The following is an 18,936-nucleotide window of genomic DNA, read 5'->3' as shown; positions in this document are numbered from 1 at the left end:
TTTGTGCAGGTGATTTGGCGAAAAAGGTTGGCGGAGGAGAGAAGGGGAGTTGATGAAGACGTTTCCTACTAAGCTGACGCTGCAACTACCATCAGGCTGGAAACGCGAACCCGGCTCGTCGCTTGTCAGGTTAGGACTTAATCAGCATTTCTTTGATAGCGTCGAGAACCTGCGCCGAACATGGGCTTTGTTGTTCGAGTTCAAAAAATTTTTCCGCGACCTCCAATTTGGCTCGCAGTTTATGAAGGTCAACCGGTTTTAACAAAATATCGTCAACCCCGGAAGCGAGCGCCTTGAGCAGCGCGCTTTTTTCCGAGCAGGAAGTCTGCAAGATGAAATAAGTATGGTGAGGATTATTTGCGCTGCGAATTTTTTGACATAACTCGACGCCGTTTAAATGGGGCATCGAATAATCGGAAACCACCAAACGATAATCATTGCGTTGAAAGGCTTCCCAGGCGGCTTTGCCATCTTCACAAACCGTGACCTGATGCCCGAGTTCGGCGAGCATTTCATGCAATATCTTGCGCGATGACGAATCATCTTCAGCTAACAGGATGTTCATAAAATTCCCTTCTTTCATAAAGCTTGGTACGAACCACAGACCAATTGAAAGCAGGGAGTGAAAGTGTTGGCGCGAAGTCAAAACAGGTATTTCTGCTCTTCGCCATTTCTTACGTGTGTGAGTCTGGTAATCAGGGACGTCACCAAGTGTTTCATGCCCGATTCCGTCTCCAGGTAAAAAAATGCGCGCGCATCGGTTTTCAATCCCCAAGGGTCTGTAACGTATGCGTCTCCCTTTTTGCATATGGCTCCCATCAAAATCGCTTTGGTCTTTTTGTCGCCAAGCGAACCGCCCGACAAAAAGCCGCGACGTTGATGGACGTCGATGATCGAAAATCGGTAAGAGCTATTCTGGGTTTCAATGATCAGCTCTTCCGAGGTTCGCAAATCTTCAAACTCAATCGCTTGAAGCGGACTAACAGTTGTCATCTCACTAACCATATCCATCATTTTTTCACCTTCAACAACACACTCAATTTCTGTTTTTTTATTAACCATTCGGTTTTCAACCGGTTTTTCTAAGCATCGCTGGGGCGCTGACCACATAGGGAATAAACCCTCGGTCATTGCTCCTGCGCTGCCGCAATTGCCGCGCGCGCGCGGCGCGTTGGGCAAGTTCTGAGGCGAGAACATAACTGTTGCCGTTGCAGTTGGCGCAACGCCCCTCAGCATTTAAACAGGTGCGGCGCGGCGTATCGGCTTCACCGGCGCAATCGCCGCAGATGATTTGCACGGGAACCATCAACGAATAATCGCGAGGCGTCAGGCTTTGCGCGGGGCGTGCCGATTTTATTGCAGAGAAGATTAAAAGCATCAGTGCTAAAGCGGCGGTCAACAACGCTACGGCTAACATAAGTTTTCTCACTTTCAAAAAATCGTTTCGGGGAAAATGATTTAGGCGTGACCGTGAACCAGTCACCGTCACGCCGTGCAACTGCGTACGGTACAGCTATTCGGCTCCCCTCCCGTCTAGCTCAAAGCAGCGCGAGACTGCTTTGCCGACGCAGCGCAACCCACACACCTTACGCAGGTTTAGTTGAAAAAATTACCCGGATACCCCTGTTCGCTCCCTACCCCCGCTCGACTCATATAAGATGAGAGGTGCTGTGGATGTTCCTGAATATAAGTCATAACAATTTCAAATACCTGTTCGGCTTTTTCATAAGTCAAGCCGACCTTGTTCATCAGTAAAGTAACGATATGTTCTTTCATTCCAAGCCTCCTGAATCAAAGACACATCATTAATCATTTGCAGCCTGACCCGATTGATTCCAAGCTTGCGGGTTCAGGGCTACCGTAAAAATTTCGTCGCTCAATGTTTGAATCGAAAATTGCATACTCCGGGTGCTTAAATTTGCCATCTGAATCCTCAATAAATTTTTAAATAACCAACGTAATAATAGTTTTTAAATTATGAGGACACGTTCATCCCCCAGTGATGGGTTAGAGCTTAACCCTGATGCCCTTATGGACGCTTCTAAGACCCCATCACTGCTTACGTGCCCTCATTACATGATGGATTAAACCATAGGCTGAAGCCTTGCACATCGCTCTGCGCTTCCGTTTTCGATAGTCACAAACGCCTATTTTTAATTGATTGGAATTAGCAAATTGGCGTGGTTGATATAGCACCCTGGTGCCAGGCAAAACGAAAAAGAAAGGCGAGCTATTCGGCTCGCCTTTCTTTGAAAAGGGATGACGGTGAGTGGAGTAAAATGCCTCAAGCTTCCCGGCTTTGTACCTTGCGCCAAATCCAGAGCAGCAGAATGGTGCATAAAACCGATGAGATAAACCCGCCTTTACCGAGATGGAAATAGTAGCCGATGAATGTGCCGACCGCTGACCCGGCAATGCCTACCCCGGCAGTCGCCAAACAACCCATCTCATCTTTTCCGGGCAACAGAAATCGCGCAATCGCGCCGATAATAAGTCCCGAAATAAATTGTCCGATTAACCAGCCGATTCCCATAATGAAAGCCTCCTAGTTGAGTTTGTGATGACAAAGAAATTTACGTCTCCAGCAGGTGAGAAGTTGCGACGCCATCGAACCGCTACTTCCGCAATTAATTTTTCGCTTTGAGCAGGTCGCGGATTTCCGCAAGCAAAACCTCCTGGGCAGACGGCGCGGCGGGCGCTTCTTCCTGTTTTCTCTTCATCCGGTTTGCCGCTTTGACGACCAGAAAGATAACAAAAGCGATGATCAGAAATTGAATGATGGTGTTTAAAAATGCGCCGTAAGCAATCACGGCTCCCAATTTTTTCGCCTCTTCAACGGTCTTGGCGGTTTGTCCTGCAAGCGGAATGTAGAGGTTGGCGAAATCAGCGTTGCCGAGCAATTTACCAATCGGCGGCATAATCACATCATCAACTAACGAAGCGACGATTTTGCCGAACGCGCCGCCAATAACCACCGCAACTGCCAAATCCAAAATATTGCCTTTGGCAATAAATTCCTTGAACTCTTTTAACATAGTGTCTTCTCCTTAGCGCGCGGTTTATCGGTTTTTCCGAATGACCGACGATTTGAATTTTGTGAGAGGCGTTAAGCCCAAAGCCTTGATAAGCTGAAACGCAATTGGTTTCGTGGTATCAATTTTTGAATCACTTTGGCTAACTTGGGGATGCGGCATGCCTATACTACAAGGTTGCATTTTTGAGTTCAACAACGGTGCTGATTTTTCAACTTTTCAGATAGCGCTGTTTGGGCAACAACACTTCGCGTTCGATGGCAAAAACTTTTTCGGCAAACGTATCTTTGAACAAATCATAACCGGCGCTGATTAATTCAGCAGGCTTTTTATTTTTCATGCCGACTAAATGAAATTTTACGACGCCGGTTTGCGTGTCAAACTCGCGTTTTTCGATAACTCGTGATGCCGCAAACAAGGTATCGCCGGCAAGCACTGGCGCGGGATGCACGCCTTTATCGTAACCCAAATCCCACAAAGCATTCGCCGTCGTGTCGCGGCTCGCCAGCGAATTAATCCACGCGAAAACCAGCGGGCCGCAAACCACTCGCGTCTTCATAAAACTGTGTTCACGCGAATAGACTTCATCGAAGTGCAAGGGATGCGAATTGCGCGTCAGCATCGTCAATTGCATATGTTCGCTTTCGCCAATCGTGCGCCCGTTGCCATGCAAAATGATGTCGCCTGCCGCGAACGTTTCAAAAAGCCCACGCGGGCGACCAAACCACACAGGCGTTTTAATCTGTTCTTTGATTTCACGCGGCAAAATCAACTCGCTTTCTTCCGGCGGCGTAATAATATTTTCCGCAAACAGGGAATCGGGAAACCCTTGTTCAGCAGGTTCCGCGTGATGTCGATTTTTAAGCTTCCCTGCGGGGATTAAGGCTTTACGCTCGAAAGTCACAACCGGCACGCCGTCCTGATTGAGACAGATGGTGCGCACATGCACGACGCCTCTATCGGGCTTTGAATGCGATGGACGAACCGACAGCACTTTCGATGCGGTTGACAGCGTATCGCCCGCATAAGCCGGATTGGGAAATCGCAGATTGATATAAGCGAGATGGGCGATGGCTTGTTCAGATACATCATGAACCGAAGAACTGAGCGCCAGATTCATCAGTGTCATCGGATGCGCGACGCGGTCACGAAAGCCGAGTTCACGCGCAAAACGTCGACTGGAATAGAGTGGGTTGGGGTCAAGAAACGAAGCCGCGCATAAACTGAGCAGTCCATCATCTAAAGTAACTTCCCACGGGTGATGATAAATTTCGCCGACCGTGAAATCATCAAGCAATCTGCCGTAACCGGGTTGCAACACGCTGCCATCACTCATCGCTTTTTCCTCATTGAAACGAATTTTTAATTTGTTGCTACATTGCCTGACTTCGCCTTGATGCTTCAAGCGCAATTGGTACAATTGGACGGATTTCTTTAATAACGATTCAAGTAGTTGCGCAATTCAAAAGACAATCAGGTGAGGAAAATAAAAGAGAAATGAAAAAGCGTTCGACAACAAACGGACCCGTACAAAAATTTATCACCGAGCATGGGCTTGATGTGCTGCTCATCTTCATCCCGCTCGCAGCCATTTTTCATTACACGCATCGCCCGGCGCTGTGGACCTTCATTGCTTCGGGGTTGGCGATTGTGCCGCTCGCGGGATGGATGGGTAAAGCCACAGAGAGTTTGTCCGAACGCCTTGGCGCAGGCGTCGGCGGCTTGTTGAATGCCACATTTGGCAATGCTGCGGAAATGATTATCGCCTTTCAGGGACTTCGCGCAGGGCTGACGGAAGTCGTCAAAGCGTCGATCACCGGTTCGATACTCGGCAATATTCTGCTGGTTTTGGGACTCAGCATTCTCGCGGGCGGCTTGAAATTCAAAGACCAGAAATTCAATCGCACAGCCGCTTCGATGAGCGGAACGCTGATGACCTTGAGTGCCATCGGTCTGTTGATTCCGGCAGTCTTTCACTGGGTTACACGCGGCACCTCGCCAAGCGAAGATGATCTGAGCGTCGAGATTTGCATTGTGCTGTTTATCACCTACATCCTCAGTCTGGTTTTTGCCTTGAAGACGCATAAAGACCTCTATCTCGGAACCAGCGAATCGCATCGCGAATCGGTTTCGATGAAACTCGCAACCGCCTTGACGGTTTTAGTGGTTGCCACAGGGTTGGTCGCCTGGATGAGCGAACTCCTGGTTCATGCGGTTGAAGAAACCTCGCACGCTCTGGGTATGACGCAGGTATTTATCGGCGTCATCGTGGTCGCGGTTATCGGCAACGCCGCCGAACACAGCACCGCCGTGTTGATGGCGATGAAAAATCAGATGGATTTGGCTTATCACATCGCTGTCGGTTCAAGTATGCAAATCGCATTGTTTGTCGCGCCGGTGTTGGTTTTTCTGAGTTATGCGATAGGCAAACCGATGGATTTATTGTTTACGCCTTTTGAAGTGATAACGGTTGGCTTGGGCGTCGGTATCGTGACCCTGGTTGCTGCGGATGGCGAATCGAACTGGATGGAAGGCGTGTTGTTGCTGGCAGTCTATATTATTTTTGCGATGGCGTTTTTCTTCTTGCCCGAAGTTTTACCGGCAACATTGTAAAAGCTATGCGTAGTTGGCTTCGGTTTTGATAATCTGTTCGGGGTTGAGTTGTTCAAGCAGGGCTTTCTGGGCGCGTTCAACTGCCGATTTTTCTTTGGCTTCAATGGTAATTTTGACGCGATAATCTTCGCCGCCGAAAACCGGATAGGAACCGATTTCGACATCGCTGTGCGCGGCGGCGACTTCATCGAGTCGCGTGGCAATATCCAACTCTTCTTCGCGAGTAAAAACGGTACGCACATAAAACGGCGTGGCTTGAAAACGGTCGCGTATGGCGTCGAATTTTCTGCGGAAAAATTCCGGCACCCCCGGCAGAATGTAAACATTTTCCATCGCCACGACAGGCCAACTCGTCAGCGTCCCGCCCACCAGATTGGAACCCGCCGGAACATCCGCCAGGCGCAATCGCTTTTCATCCGTGTCGTCGCCGAAATAGCCGCGAATCAAGCGTTCAAGTTCGGGATGCCGCACCAGGTCGCAATCAAAGGCGCGGGCGATGCTGGGAATCGTCAAATCGTCATGGGTGGGTCCGATGCCGCCCGAAGTGAACACATGGTCGTAACGCGCCGAGCATTCGCGCACTGCTTTCACAATATCGTCCATGTCATCAGGGATAATGACGATGCGGCGCAGGGCAACGCCGAGTTTGTAAAGCTCTTTAATCAGGTAGGTGGCATTCTGGTCTTCGGATTTGCCGGTGAGGATTTCATTGCCGATGACGATGATTGCCGCAGTCTTTTGTTGCATAGCAAACATATTACTTTTCCGGTGAGTCAACGGCAATGTGAGAATGCGCGCAGCTTCGCTGAAAATAGAAGCGCCTTTTAAAATAGATGAGGCTTTTTTGAAGGGAAAAAGTTTATCTTTCGGATTGAGCAGATTGGGCGGATTTTTCTGAGCAATTTAATCAGTTCAATCCGTTTCATCTGCTCAATCCGAAGATAAACTTTATTCTTTGGCAAATGGGGATGGGCTTTTTGTTGAAAGCTTCGCCGGTAGGTTGCCAAGCGCCTCCTGACTTCACTGCGCGCAAATTCCAATGTTTGTTAATGGTTTGCTGTTGAAAGGTTCGGGTGTATCCAATACAATCCTTGCGCTCTCAATCACAACTGAAATATTCAGTGGACATCGAAAGGAAAAGGTCAATGCGTTGTAAAGCTCTACTTACTATCTGTGTGTTTACGCTGCAAATTTTTGTCGCCTCTGCAATCAACCATTCAGCCAGTACGCTCGCCGCCGATTCGCCGAAAGACCCGGTCGCAAACGGACAGGTTGCCGCATCAGACTGGCCGATGTACGGGCGCGACCTCGAAGGCTCGCACTACAATCCGCACGAAAAGAAGATCACCCCGAAAACCGCCGCGCAACTCAAACTCAAATGGACGTTCGAGGCGGGCGCGGATGTTTCGAGTCAACCGACAGTGGTTGGCGGAGTGATCTATTTCGGCTCGTGGGACGGCAAAGAGTATGCGCTTGATGCCAAGACCGGACAAAAGATTTGGGAATTTGAAGACAAGCCGGCGAGTTCCTCACGAAGCGGCGCGGCTTATGGCGACGGGATGCTATTTTTCGGCGACCTCGCCGGACGGCTTTACGGACTGGATGCCAAAACCGGCAAGATGATTTGGAAAGTGCGCATTGACGACCACAAAGACACGGTGGCGACGAGTTCGCCGATTTACTACAACGGCAAAGTCTACATCGGGGTTGCTTCGCACGAAGAAGGCGGCGTGATGAAATATCCCAAGTATGAATGCTGCACCTTTCGCGGCGGCGTGCTGGCGGTTGATGCCAAAACCGGCAAAACCGTCTGGCGGTATTATGTGATTCCCGAAGAACCGAAGGTTGTCGGCGTAGATAAACGCGGCATCAATATCAAAGGACCTTCGGGCGGCGCGGTCTGGTCAACCATCACTATTCATCCGAAAGATAATCGCCTCTATGTGACCACAGGCAATCAGTACACGGGACCGGCATCGCCCTATCCGAATGCGATTGTTGCGCTCGACCTTGCCACCGGGAAACTCATCTGGGCAAATCAGGCGACCCCCAAAGACATCTGGACATTCAATTGCAAAAATGACCCGGATTGCAGCGACCTCGATGTCGATTTCGGCGCGATGTCGCTGTCGTTTAAAGGCGCAAATGGCAAGATGTTGATTGGCGCAGGGCAAAAGAGCGGCTATTTCTGGGCAGTTGACCCGAAAGACGGCAAGACCGTATGGAGCACGAAAGTCGGCGATGGCGGCAAACTCGGCGGCGTCGAATTCGGCAATGCGACCGATGGTGAAAATGTTTATGTCGCGATTTCCAATGCTGCAAACCGCAACCGTCAAGGAACGGTTTCGGCGCTTGATGGGGCGACCGGAAAAATTTTGTGGCAGGTGCCAAGCCAGGACAAGGGGTCGCATTTCGGACCCCTTACGGTGACCGGAAGCGGCGCGAATAAACTGGTCTACGCCGGTTCATCGCGAGGCAACATTTATATCTATGATGCCAAAGACGGCAAAATTCTCTGGCAATATGATACTGGCGGCGCGGTTGGCGGCGGTCCCACGGTAGTTGACGGAACGTTGTATGTCGGTTCCGGCTACACTTTTTTGGGCGTTGGCAAACCGAATAACAAGTTGTATGCTTTTTCTGTAGATGGCAAATAGTCAGATGTGCAAACCTAAAATCGATTAGCTGAAGGGAGAGTGAAAATCTATTTTTACTCTCCCTTTTGCGTTGCGAAAGCGGTTAAATCAACGTTGCCATCAGAGGTTGTTTGAATTACTATCTTGCCGCTTTAAGAAAGCGGCTTTCTCGAACAGAAAAAATTCTTAACTCTAAGGAGAGAATCCCTATGGACACCGAAGCATTGAAACAATATCTGGTCAATAACGACGAGCAGTTTGCGACCCTTTTACAAGAACATCAATCATATGAAAAACGCTTGAGCGAATTGACCGAATTATCTTATCCGAGTGAAGCAGAACAAATGGAAGAAGCAACCCTGAAGAAAAAGAAACTCCACCTGAAAGACCAAATGGAAGTGATTATGCGCCGCTATAAAGAACAAGCGGCGAGTCACTGAAACAGTCCGGCAACCCATTGTGAATAAAATCTCGGCAAGATAATTTCGGCTACTCGATGTGGCATAGGGTTCAGTGTATTTTGCAAACGAGAATTTATTGAAGCGGAAACCGTCGAAATCTGAAATTCATTTTACGAACAACAATCTGCAAGTCATCTTTCCCGAAAAATCCAAATGGCAAAAGAAGGCATCCCATTCATTCTGATTTTTTTAATTCCTGCGGCACTCTTTCTTTATTTGACCTGGTGGGTCGCCGCCGGGCTTTGTCTATTCTTAGCCGCCTTTATGGCTTTTTTTTTCCGCGACCCGGCGCGCCTGTGTCTTACCGATGAACGATTGATTCTGTCGCCTGCCGATGGTCGGGTGGTGATGCTCGCGCCGGTTGATGCAAATGATGCCCATTCGCCGGTGCAGGTGGCTATCTTCCTGTCGCCGCTCAATGTGCATATCAATCGTTCACCGATTGCCGGTGAGATTATCGATTTGGTTTATAAACCGGGCGCATTTCATGTCGCTTCCAAAGATATTGCTTCGGTTGAAAATGAACAAAATGTCATCACCATCAAAGGGCGTTATGTGACGGTGGTGGCGCGACAGATTGCCGGGCTACTGGCGCGGCGCGTTGTTTTTTGGAAGAAGAAAGGCGATTATGTAAAGATGGGCGAGAAAGTTGGACTCATGAAATTCTCTTCGCGAATGGATTTGGTCTTACCCCCTGAAGTTGAAATTCTGGTAAACATCGGCGACCGTGTGGTGGGCGGCATTTCCATCATCGGTCGCGTGCGCGAAGCTTGAAATGTTGAGAAGCAATAAGCTGAAATGAAGGGAAACCGGAGTTTTCTCTGCCTGCGAAAACCTCAGCGTCCTCTGCGGTTAATCTGTCGCAGAGGTCGCCTAAGCGCAGAGGACGCAGAGAACAACCGCGATTCGCCAAAGCAATTTGCGCGAAGCCTTGAAGTTCAGGAGGTCAAAGATGCCGGGTAGAAAATTTCCAAATAGCCGACAAAATCGTTTACGTCAAAATTGGCGCAAAGGCGTTTATGTGCTGCCGAGTCTGCTCACCACTGCCAATATTTTCTGCGGCTTTTATTCGATTATGGAATCGATGAACGCCATCCGGTGGTTTTCGGTTGATGGGTTCCAACCGGCAGCCGACCATTTCAATCGCGCCGCGATTGCTATTGGCTTTGCCGCGCTCTTTGATTTGCTTGACGGGCGCATTGCGCGCATGACCAATACGACTTCGGAATTCGGTATCGAACTCGATTCCATTGCCGATGTAATTTCATTTGGCGTCGCCCCGGCAGTGCTTGCCTATATGTGGGGCTACGGGCAGATTCCCGAACTCAATAAATTCGCGTGGGCGGCATCATTCCTGTTTTTGATTTGCGGGGCGCTGAGACTGGCGCGTTATAACGTGCAGGCGCGCCAACCCAATCCCAATCTGCCGCCAAAAAATCCCAAAGAGAAAAAAGCCTTTGTCGGGATGCCGATACCGGCGGGCGCCTATTTGATTGCTGCTATCGTGCATTTTTCGCCCTATCCGCTGGCGGCAAAAGCGACCATGTATTACCCGCTGTTTGGCGGCAACGGGGCGACCGTCGAACCCAGAGGCTTGGCGATTGGCTTGCTGGTACTGGTGACCTGTCTGGCATTTTTAATGGTCTCGACGATTCGCCATTCGAGTTTGAATAAACTCGGTTCCGGTCAAAATCCGCGCGTGGTAATTTTGGGATTTGTTCTGGTGGGGTTGTGCATCTGGTTCTGGTCGCAGGTGACGCTGTTGATTCTCGCCTCGCTTTACGCTTCACACGGAGTTGCGGGAAAACTCTGGTCACTCATTAAACCGAAACACGGCGATGCCGAAATTGAACTCAGCCAACAACCTTCATCACAAAAGATGTAGTCTCTAATCGGCGAAGGCGCGGTCAAAGACCGCTTGCTTAATAAGCAAAACATTTGCCAATCGTTATGCTAAAAAATCATCACTGGAGAAAACCATTCCGGCAGAAGCGCCTTTATTTGGATTTCGCTTTTTTGACGGCGCGTTTTTCTCTGGTTGAGGATTGAGGCTTTTTTGCAGGCAACAGGCGGCGCACCTGCTCTTCGCCAAACAGAAAACCTCCGGCAAGCGGAATGAGGCTCAGCAGGGCAAGGCAGATGCTGCCGAAAATGGTACTGAACCAGCCTTCGCGATGACCGAGCGCGCGATTATTTTTCGGATGATTTTTTTCATACTCAATGGTCAGCGGCGCATTCATATTTTCGCTCACCGCAAAACCGCGCGGGTGTTCAGCCAGCAGTCCGTCAGGAATCAAATGGCTCACCGGATTATCGTATAACTCCGAAAGCCCGTTGACGGTTTGCCCGTCTTCGGTTTCAAAGATGAATTCGGTTTTATAAATGTCGTAAGACTCTGTGTTATGGTCGGCGTCGGTGGTGCTGTAGATGGCGTGCGTGACCCGCGTAATTCGCGCGGCGGTTTGTTTGCCATCCATTTTGAGTTTAATGATATTGACGATTCGCGCTCCCGAATAATAGATGAGCGCGCCGCCGAAAACCACCCACCCGGCGGCAAAGAGCAGATGAATCACCCGGCGGAAAATTCCGGCGGCAGGTTTTTTCATCAAGGCTTGAAATGGCGCAGCGTCAACAATGAAAATCGACAGCAACATCAAAACGCCAATCGTTATATCAACGATTTTCCAGGTGGTTCTGGCAAACAGAAAAGTCGAAAGAGGAAAAAACAACAGCCCGACGAGCAGGTAAAAGAAGAGCGTCGAAAATTCATCTTCACCAAGCGCCCGAAAAAAGCCCCACACCGCCACCGCGCAAATCGGAATTTGAAAATACCATCGCGAATTATACGAAGGATACACCGCTGCCCAGAACCACAACCCGGCAGTGAGGACTCTCGCAGCAGTAAACAGTAAGGCTTGCGTCTTTTCTTTCATCACACAGGTTTAATGCGATGGTTTGAACGGTTTTTTATCGATTACCACGCGCCAAAACACGTGGCAATTAATTTGGCAATTAATTTCTTTATTTTTCAAAAAGTGTTTGCAGTATTGTTAATTTGGAATCTGCAATTTCTCACGCTTTTTCGGCGATGATGATGTAGCTGCGCAAGCCGCCCGCGACTTCCGCTACGTCTTTTGAATAAGTGGCGCGAATCGGGCGATGCGCTTTGATGAGTTCGCTGATTTCGCGCGCCGATGTCAGCCCAATATCCTGACAACCCACAGCCCAGCGTTTGATGTGCGCGGCGGCGCTGAGCATCTCTTCAACTTTTAACAGGTATGCCTGTTTCGATTGCAACGACGTGATGGCGCGGGTCGCGTCGCCTGTCGTATCGCTTGTGCCGGTCACCCAGCATTCGCGCCATTCGGAACGCGCTTCGTTACCGGCGACCTCTGCACGCGCTGCCGGTAAATCGAGATAGAGCAAATCCACCTGCGATTGTTTGATGAAATCCTGCGGCGCGAGATTGAAACAACGATTCTGCGGATGACGATACGCGCCGATGTTCAAACGCCCCGCCAGTCGCCAGAACACCGTCGCCAGCGGTCGCCGGTAATCCAAAGTCTCTTCGTTAAACGACAGCGCATAATCGCCGGTCTGCATGCCTAAAAGATATGCCTGCGCCCGCAATTTTTCGTCCGCCAGTATTTGAATGTTGCGATGGAGATTTTCCAACCACCAGGCGTCGGTTTCGCGAAACCAACCGAGCAGTTGTTTATTGGTGAGCCGCGCACCGGGAATGTAGATGTCTTCGAGCAATTGATTGATGTGGTCTTCGGTTAAGGCTTCGGTTGATTCAATGGTGGCGCGCGCCGCCAGCGCCGCCCAGGCGCGGGAATCGTTTGAAAGAATGCGTTTGCGAAAGAGTTTCAAATACCAATCGAGTTTGGCTTCGCCTGAAAAGGGAATGGCGATGCTGTCGAATTGAAACTGGCGAAGCACGCTCACTTGAAAACCGAGCAGCGATTTTTTGTTATAGCTGCCGCCCGTCCAGTTGAGCCACGTTGGTGAATCATCGACTTCAATAATCGAAGTTGTGGTTTGTTCAACCGGCGCAATCGTCGGCGGCGAAAATGGCATTAAAGGCGTGGTCTCATATTTCGACAAAGCCGCTTGCAATGCAAGGTTGGGTTGCGGCGTTTCAGCGGATGTCGAGGCATCGACTTGTGATGTCGTATCTGAGTTCGGCACGACTTCGCTGCTAACGGTTTCCGGCGCGCTCGGCGAATTGCTCGGCGCTTGCGGCAATTCGCCAGGTGATAAAGATTGAGGAGTCGATTCATTGAGGCTTTGCCAGACCGTTGGCGGCGCAGGTTGTGAAGTCGGCGATTCAATTGCAGGCGGGTTCGGCGCATTTGTAGAAGATGGCGACACCGATTCCGTCGATAGCGTTGTCGGGTCGCTGAAAAAACGACTCTGCGGTTCAACCGGTGAAGCGGTGGTTTGGTTGCCTGTCGGTTGATTAGTGAAAGCTTCGTTGGTCGGTTGAAAGACGACCTGTGATTGCTCGTTGGCTGGCGGCTGAACATTCGCCGCAGCAGTTGTTTCAGGGTTTTCTACGTTGATTTGGTCTGCTGCTTCAATTTGATTTTCTAAAGACTGGGCAGTTGCTTCGATTTGATTTTCTGCTGACGGTTGAGCATCGGCTTCAAGCATCGGTTGTGGCGGTTCGCTGATTGGCTCAGGCGCTTGGAGTTCGCCCATTTCATCAAGCAAAGCCAGCAGCGCGTGAACCACATAGGGGTCGCATTCGATACCTGCCGAAGCTTTTAATATTTCGACAGCCTCTTTTTTGGTGTGCGCCGAACGATAGGGTCTTTTGCCAAGCAGCGCGTTATAGAGTTCGACGGCGCGCAAAATTCTTGCGCCAATCGGAATGTCTTCGTAGGCGAGCATATCCGGGTAGCCGTAACCATTCCACCATTCGTGATGCCAGCGCACCAGCAGTTGCGCGTGGCGCGAGGCTTCGCGTTTGGCAGTTTCCTGCTCGCCGATAATCGGATGCCGCCAGAGGTCAAGGCGCTCTTCAAAGCGCAAGGCGTTGGGCGATGCATGGTAGACCGGCATCATGGTTTGCAAGCCGATGTCGTGCAGCAAAGCGGCTTCACAAATCGCTTCAATATCGCTTTCAGCAAGCCCGAATCGTCGCGCCAGATGCGCGGCAAGTTCGGACATCGCCTGCGAATGTTGACCGGAATATTTCTCGAATTTATCTATGCGACTGGCAAGATGGTTGATGGTTTCTTCGCGTGATTTCTCTTGAGCTTTGCTCACAGTGCCTCCTGATGATGGACAGTTCTGTAAGTTACAGGCTCAAACTTTAGTCAGTCAATGGCATAAAGGTACAATCGGAAATCTGTAAAGATACATTTAAAGTTCAATGAAAATTCATCAACCCGCAATCATCATTTATCGCTCAATTTTGCGCTCATAGGATTGGCGTTGTATTCAACGATGATTTCGCCGCCGCGCGCGGTCGCTTGCTCCAATGTATAGTTTTCTTTGCGAATGGTTAATGAAATCGTCACGTTGCCGACGGCAATCGCTTTCAAAAAATCGGGTTCGATGACAATCGCTTTTTTCGCTTCATCGAAATAGACCGAACTGCGAAAGCCAACGACGCCGCGACCGCCGTGTACTTCGGAAGAGAAGTCTTTTTGCGATTGTTCACGAATCGTCAGGACAACCCGCGTATCCTCATCTTTGACGATGCGGCTCACCGGAATCGCATTTGCCGCAGTCTTTTTCAGTTGCAATGAACTCGTGGCAAACTTCACAGGCTCAAGGCTGATGGAATTGGTGTAGGTTTTGCCTTTGGTGTTGGTGAAGGTAAAGCTGTTGGTCGCTTGATAAGTTTTGTCGTCGGCGACATAGGTTGCGCCAATCATGAACCCATCACGTCTGGGCATCTCTTTATCATTAAAGCTGACATGGCTTGGCGCATTGAGCGCCAGCGTGTCGCCATTGCGGTCGTGCAGGCGAAACAGCGCTCGAATATCAAGAGAATCCGCAGTGCGGCGAATCGAATACTGCTGAAAAATATCTTCCTGATTGACCGTCGCGGATTCGAGTTTCGCAGACGACGCGCACCTGAGCGCCAGCGAACAAAAAGCCAGTAACAAGAGAAAGAAACATTTTTTCAGTGCCATAGAAATTTAGGATACAGGATACAGGATTCGGGATTCAGGTAAAGAAAGTATGAAGTAGGAACGATGAACGATGAACAACTACATAATGCTTTCTGTTCATCGTTCAGCCTTCCGCCTTCATCAGTGCTTCTGCCCTGAATCCTGAATCCTGCTTTTAATACCATCCGCCGAAGGTGCCGCGTTTGATGAACTGGCCCGCGCCGTCACGACCGACGAATTTGCCATCTTCGATGATCACTTCGCCGCGTGATAAAACGGTTTTGGTGACGCCTTTGACGGTCTGCCCTTCGTAGGCGCTGTAATCAACGTTCATGTGATGCGAGGTTGATGAAATCGTCATCTCTTCATTGGGATCGAATATGACGATGTCGGCGTCCGAGCCAACTGCAATCGTGCCTTTGCGCGGAAAGAGTCCGAAAATTTTTGCGGCAGTGGTGGATGTGAGTTCAACAAAACGATTAAGGCTGATGCGCCCCGCTGCAACGCCGCCATTGAAGACCAGGCTCATACGATGTTCAACGCCGGGTCCGCCATTGGGAATTTTGGTGAAGTCATTCAGCCCCAGTTCTTTTTGCTCTTTGAAACAAAACGGACAATGGTCTGTCGAGATGACTTGCAGGTCATTCATACGAAGCCCCGTCCACAATTTTTCCTGATTCCACTTTTCACGAAGCGGCGGCGTCATCACATACTTTGCGCCTTCAAAACCTTCCTGTTCGTAGTAGCTGTAATCGAGGAAAAGATATTGCGGGCAGGTCTCTGCATAAGCCGGCAGTCCCAAATCACGCGCGGCGCGCACTTCATTCAACGCATCTGCACAACTGAGGTGAACGATGTAGACGGGCGCTTCCGCCATTTCGGCAATGGCGATGGCGCGATGTACGCCTTCGGCTTCGGCTTTGGTTGGACGTGTGAGCGCGTGATACTTGGGCGCGGTTTTGCCTTCGGCTAAGGCGTTTTTGATAATTTCATTGATGACGATGCCGTTTTCCGCGTGCATACAAATCAACCCGCCATCGTTGCCTGCGGCTTTCATGGCGCGATAGATGGTCGCGTCGTCCGAAAGAAACACGCCGGGATATGCCATGAACAATTTGAAACTGGTGATGCCTTCGTTGATCAGTCCGCGAATTTCGGGAACGCGCTCATCCGGCAAATCTGTGACGATGAGGTGAAAAGCATGGTCGATGGCGGTTTTGCCTTCGGCTTTGGCGTGCCAGTTATCAACGGCTTGAGCCAAAGATTGACCGTGCGATTGCACGGCGAAATCAATGATGGTGGTGGTGCCGCCGTGCGCTGCGGCAATCGTCCCGGTGCGGAAATCGTCAGATGAAGAAGTGCCGCCGAAAGGCAGTTCCATGTGGGTGTGCGGGTCAATGCCGCCGGGGATGACCAATTTGCCCGTCGCATCAATAATTTTATCGGCTTCGATGTCGAGGGTTGCGCCGATGACGGAAACTTTGCCGTCTTCGATAAACACATCAGCGAAATAATTATCGGTAGCCGTGATGACATTGCCGTTTTTAATTAAGGTTTTCATGAGGTTCCTCTATTTTGCAGCGGCGGCTTCTAGCTTTCTCCACATAAACAATCCAATAAAGTAGCCGAAAAAGAAGCGCCTGAAGGGAATCCAGAAAGCATTCTTGCTTAGGTAAACACTCAAATCAGAGAAAGTAAGTCCATACTCGAAACCGTAGTCAATGAGAGTGAAAAGCACGGTGGATAACAATCCGATTTTGAGAATGCCATTAAAAATAATGAAGCGAGTTTTACCCTGCCGATGAATTGATAGCCTTTCATCGTTAAGCATATGCTTCATTACCTCAAATTCTCAAAATCTATTGCGCCAAAGCGAGATCATTTCACAAGGTCGCAAAAGCGCCGTCGAGCGCGGTGATTAATTCATCAATATCCGAGTTCGAGGCAATGAGCGGCAGTCCAAGGCGAATGACGTTACCCCATAAGCCGCCTTTGCCGATTAATACGCCGCGCTTTCTGGTCTCTTCAAAAACTTTCAATACGGCTTGCGGATGAGGTTCTTTGGTGGCGCGGTCTTTGACGCATTCAATGCCTTGCATCAATCCCATGCCGCGCACATCGCCGATCACTGCGTACTTGTTTTTTAGCTCGTCGAGTTTGGCGCGCAAATAATCGCCAACCACGCGAGCGTTTGTTGGCAAATCGTTTTCTTCGATGACACGAATCGTCGCTAGTGCCGCCGCCGAAGTCACGGGGTTGCCGCCAAAAGTTGAAAAGGTTAAGCCCGGATATTTGTCCGCGACTTCCGGCGTAGCGGTTGTGCAACCAATCGGCGAACCGTTCGCCATGCCTTTCGCAAACGTCATAATTTCCGGTTCGACTTCCCAGTGCTCGATGCCACACCATTTATCGCCCGTGCGTCCCCAGCCGGTTTGCACTTCATCGCAAATAAAGATGCCGCCGTAACGCCGCACGATTTCGGTCACCACTTTGAAATAGTCTTTCGGCGGCGTTAAGAATCCGCCGACGCCCATAATGGGTTCGGCAATAATTGCCGCGACGCTTCCGGTGGTTGCGGTTTGAATCAACTCTTCAACATCCTTCGCGCATTCGAGGGCGCAGGATTCCGGTTTTAAATTGAATGGGCAGCGATAACAGTAAGGCGCGTGAGCATGAACGATGCCGGGCGCAAGAACCTTTCCATGTTTCCAGGTCGAATGCCCCGTGGCAGTCATATTCATTACCGAGCGCCCGTGATAGCCGTGACGCAGGGCGATGATTTCAGTGTTTCCCGTATAGATGCGCGCCAACACCATTGCCGTTTCATCAGCCTCGGTGCCGCTATTGGTAAAAAAACTCTTCTGCAAATTGCCGGGGGTAATTTGCGCCACCTTTTCTGAAAGATTCACTGTCTGCTCATTGACGTAAAGCGTCGAGGTATGCGCGACTTTAGCCATCTGTTCGCTGACGGCTTTGACGACTTCCGGGCGCGCATGACCGACGGAGGTGGTCAACACCCCACCGAAACAATCGAGATAACGGTTGCCATCCAGGTCCCAGATGTTCATCCCTTCGCCGTGTGAGAGGGCAATCGGTTCTTCATAATAAGTTCCTGCGCAAGCCCAGGCATATTTTTTATGCTTAGTTACCAGTTCATGATTTGAAAGGTGTTGTGAAGGAATTTGAGCAGTCATTCAAGAAGCCTCCGGATTTAAATTTTGGGGCTGTGAAAGGCGCAACTATTAAACATCATAGTGAAATTGCCCGTCAATCTCTTTGAAATATTTTATCCCTAAATCAATGAGTCATCGCGAATTAGAGGGTTCAAGTAATACTTGAATGGAAAAAATGTACTGTATAGTGATTACCGGTTGGATACAGTGTGGACATTGAAATGTAAACTTTGTTCTCACCGTCAGGTCATGATAGGCGAGGGGGCGGTAAAAGCGTTGGATAGATTTTGCGAATTAACCAATTTATTTTTCAAGGATTAACTGTTTTGGAAGTAGAAATTGTTGATGATGGCAAAGCATATGGCATATCAGGTGCAGTGGAGGGGGTCGGCTTTGCCTAGACCTTTGTCTATTTAATTGAAATTGAAATTAATAAGAGATGCTCAGGTTTGTGAGATTTAGGTTGCTTTTATAACGCTTCTTAAATAAGATACGCACTCTTTATTTTTAGTAGCATCAATTCAGCATTCAGTGACATATGCCTCTAAGTTTTAGCAGGGTGACAAGCCTCAAGAGTCAAAGCGGTTGGGTTTCAATCAATAAAATAACTGCTTTTGCCGTTTGCGAAGGATTCAATTTGCGTAATTGAGGTGGTCATTAGGTTGGTTTTAGAGTCTTCAGAATATCTATGCTGGCTTTTCTTAGTGAAGCCGGTTACAAGAATTTTTAATTCCCAATAACTTTTGGAGAGGGATAAAGATGAAAATGAAAAGAGCGGTAATAATAATGGTGGTGGCAATCGCAGCCGTAGCGTTGGCGTTGCCGATTGCGAGTATGCGAACTCGCGCGGCAGCCCCGTCGACGACGCCGATTGCTAAGACCGCTGTGACTGC

Annotated in this window: 19 protein-coding genes; 5 read left to right on the top strand and 14 right to left on the bottom strand. The window is 49.6% G+C overall.

The window, feature by feature from the left end:
• Window positions 1-130: 130 nt before the first annotated feature.
• The 7 genes from AB1757_27065 to AB1757_27035 all read right to left on the bottom strand — a co-directional run bounded on the left by AB1757_27065 (window position 131) and on the right by AB1757_27035 (window position 4,368).
• Window positions 131-565: a response regulator gene (locus tag AB1757_27065; GenBank protein ID MEW6130721.1), complete on the bottom strand. Its 435-nt coding sequence runs from the start codon at window positions 563-565 to the stop codon at window positions 131-133.
• Window positions 566-642: 77 nt separating this feature from the next.
• Complete coding sequence (locus AB1757_27060) at window positions 643-1,062, bottom strand: hypothetical protein (GenBank protein MEW6130720.1); 420 nt, start codon at window positions 1,060-1,062, stop codon at window positions 643-645.
• A gap of 7 nt (window positions 1,063-1,069) precedes the next feature.
• Window positions 1,070-1,417 carry a hypothetical protein gene (locus AB1757_27055; GenBank protein MEW6130719.1) on the bottom strand — a complete coding sequence of 116 codons (348 nt, stop codon included), beginning with the start codon at window positions 1,415-1,417 and terminating at the stop codon, window positions 1,070-1,072.
• Between the two features lie 179 nt (window positions 1,418-1,596).
• Window positions 1,597-1,776, bottom strand: coding sequence for a hypothetical protein (locus tag AB1757_27050; protein ID MEW6130718.1), 180 nt, complete (start codon window positions 1,774-1,776; stop codon window positions 1,597-1,599).
• 508 nt (window positions 1,777-2,284) lie between these two features.
• A complete protein-coding gene (locus tag AB1757_27045; protein MEW6130717.1) occupies window positions 2,285-2,533 on the bottom strand; it encodes a GlsB/YeaQ/YmgE family stress response membrane protein in 249 nt (82 codons plus the stop codon).
• Between the two features lie 94 nt (window positions 2,534-2,627).
• Window positions 2,628-3,035, bottom strand: coding sequence for a large conductance mechanosensitive channel protein MscL (gene mscL / locus AB1757_27040; GenBank protein MEW6130716.1), 408 nt, complete (start codon window positions 3,033-3,035; stop codon window positions 2,628-2,630).
• 208 nt (window positions 3,036-3,243) lie between these two features.
• Window positions 3,244-4,368: a MaoC family dehydratase gene (locus AB1757_27035; GenBank protein ID MEW6130715.1), complete on the bottom strand. Its 1,125-nt coding sequence runs from the start codon at window positions 4,366-4,368 to the stop codon at window positions 3,244-3,246.
• Between the two features lie 161 nt (window positions 4,369-4,529).
• Here AB1757_27035 and cax point away from each other — a divergent pair, with 161 nt between their 5' ends.
• Window positions 4,530-5,645 (top strand): calcium/proton exchanger, encoded by a 1,116-nt coding sequence (gene cax, locus AB1757_27030; protein MEW6130714.1) that lies wholly within the window; start codon window positions 4,530-4,532, stop codon window positions 5,643-5,645.
• Window positions 5,646-5,648: 3 nt separating this feature from the next.
• On the opposite strand, the gene AB1757_27025 is transcribed toward cax, so the two are convergent.
• A complete protein-coding gene (locus AB1757_27025) occupies window positions 5,649-6,401 on the bottom strand; it encodes a molybdopterin-binding protein (protein MEW6130713.1) in 753 nt (250 codons plus the stop codon).
• 389 nt (window positions 6,402-6,790) lie between these two features.
• Between AB1757_27025 and AB1757_27020 the strand changes: the two genes are divergently transcribed.
• The 4 genes from AB1757_27020 (at window position 6,791) to pssA (ending at window position 10,627) form a co-directional block, all read left to right on the top strand.
• A complete protein-coding gene (locus tag AB1757_27020; GenBank protein ID MEW6130712.1) occupies window positions 6,791-8,302 on the top strand; it encodes a PQQ-binding-like beta-propeller repeat protein in 1,512 nt (503 codons plus the stop codon).
• Window positions 8,303-8,490: 188 nt separating this feature from the next.
• On the top strand, window positions 8,491-8,721 hold the full coding sequence (locus AB1757_27015) for a DUF465 domain-containing protein (GenBank protein MEW6130711.1): 231 nt from the start codon (window positions 8,491-8,493) through the stop codon (window positions 8,719-8,721).
• 174 nt (window positions 8,722-8,895) lie between these two features.
• A complete protein-coding gene (locus AB1757_27010; GenBank protein MEW6130710.1) occupies window positions 8,896-9,516 on the top strand; it encodes a phosphatidylserine decarboxylase in 621 nt (206 codons plus the stop codon).
• Between the two features lie 178 nt (window positions 9,517-9,694).
• A complete protein-coding gene (gene pssA / locus AB1757_27005; protein MEW6130709.1) occupies window positions 9,695-10,627 on the top strand; it encodes a CDP-diacylglycerol--serine O-phosphatidyltransferase in 933 nt (310 codons plus the stop codon).
• Between the two features lie 112 nt (window positions 10,628-10,739).
• On the opposite strand, the gene AB1757_27000 is transcribed toward pssA, so the two are convergent.
• From AB1757_27000 to AB1757_26975, 6 genes are all read right to left on the bottom strand, one after another.
• Window positions 10,740-11,675: a DUF3592 domain-containing protein gene (locus AB1757_27000; GenBank protein MEW6130708.1), complete on the bottom strand. Its 936-nt coding sequence runs from the start codon at window positions 11,673-11,675 to the stop codon at window positions 10,740-10,742.
• A gap of 139 nt (window positions 11,676-11,814) precedes the next feature.
• Entirely contained in the window at window positions 11,815-14,016 is a 2,202-nt protein-coding gene (locus AB1757_26995) for an HD domain-containing phosphohydrolase (GenBank protein ID MEW6130707.1), read from the bottom strand.
• A 131-nt stretch (window positions 14,017-14,147) separates the two neighbouring features.
• A complete protein-coding gene (locus AB1757_26990; GenBank protein MEW6130706.1) occupies window positions 14,148-14,891 on the bottom strand; it encodes a hypothetical protein in 744 nt (247 codons plus the stop codon).
• Window positions 14,892-15,045: 154 nt separating this feature from the next.
• Window positions 15,046-16,431, bottom strand: coding sequence for a dihydropyrimidinase (gene hydA / locus AB1757_26985; GenBank protein ID MEW6130705.1), 1,386 nt, complete (start codon window positions 16,429-16,431; stop codon window positions 15,046-15,048).
• A gap of 9 nt (window positions 16,432-16,440) precedes the next feature.
• Window positions 16,441-16,701, bottom strand: coding sequence for a hypothetical protein (locus AB1757_26980; GenBank protein ID MEW6130704.1), 261 nt, complete (start codon window positions 16,699-16,701; stop codon window positions 16,441-16,443).
• A 52-nt stretch (window positions 16,702-16,753) separates the two neighbouring features.
• A complete protein-coding gene (locus AB1757_26975) occupies window positions 16,754-18,064 on the bottom strand; it encodes an aspartate aminotransferase family protein (protein ID MEW6130703.1) in 1,311 nt (436 codons plus the stop codon).
• Between the last annotated feature and the right edge of the window lie 872 nt (window positions 18,065-18,936).

The organism is Acidobacteriota bacterium (assembly GCA_040754075.1).
In the GTDB taxonomy this organism is placed as follows: domain Bacteria; phylum Acidobacteriota; class Blastocatellia; order UBA7656; family UBA7656; genus JBFMDH01.
This window is presented reverse-complemented; position numbering and strand designations above follow the sequence as displayed.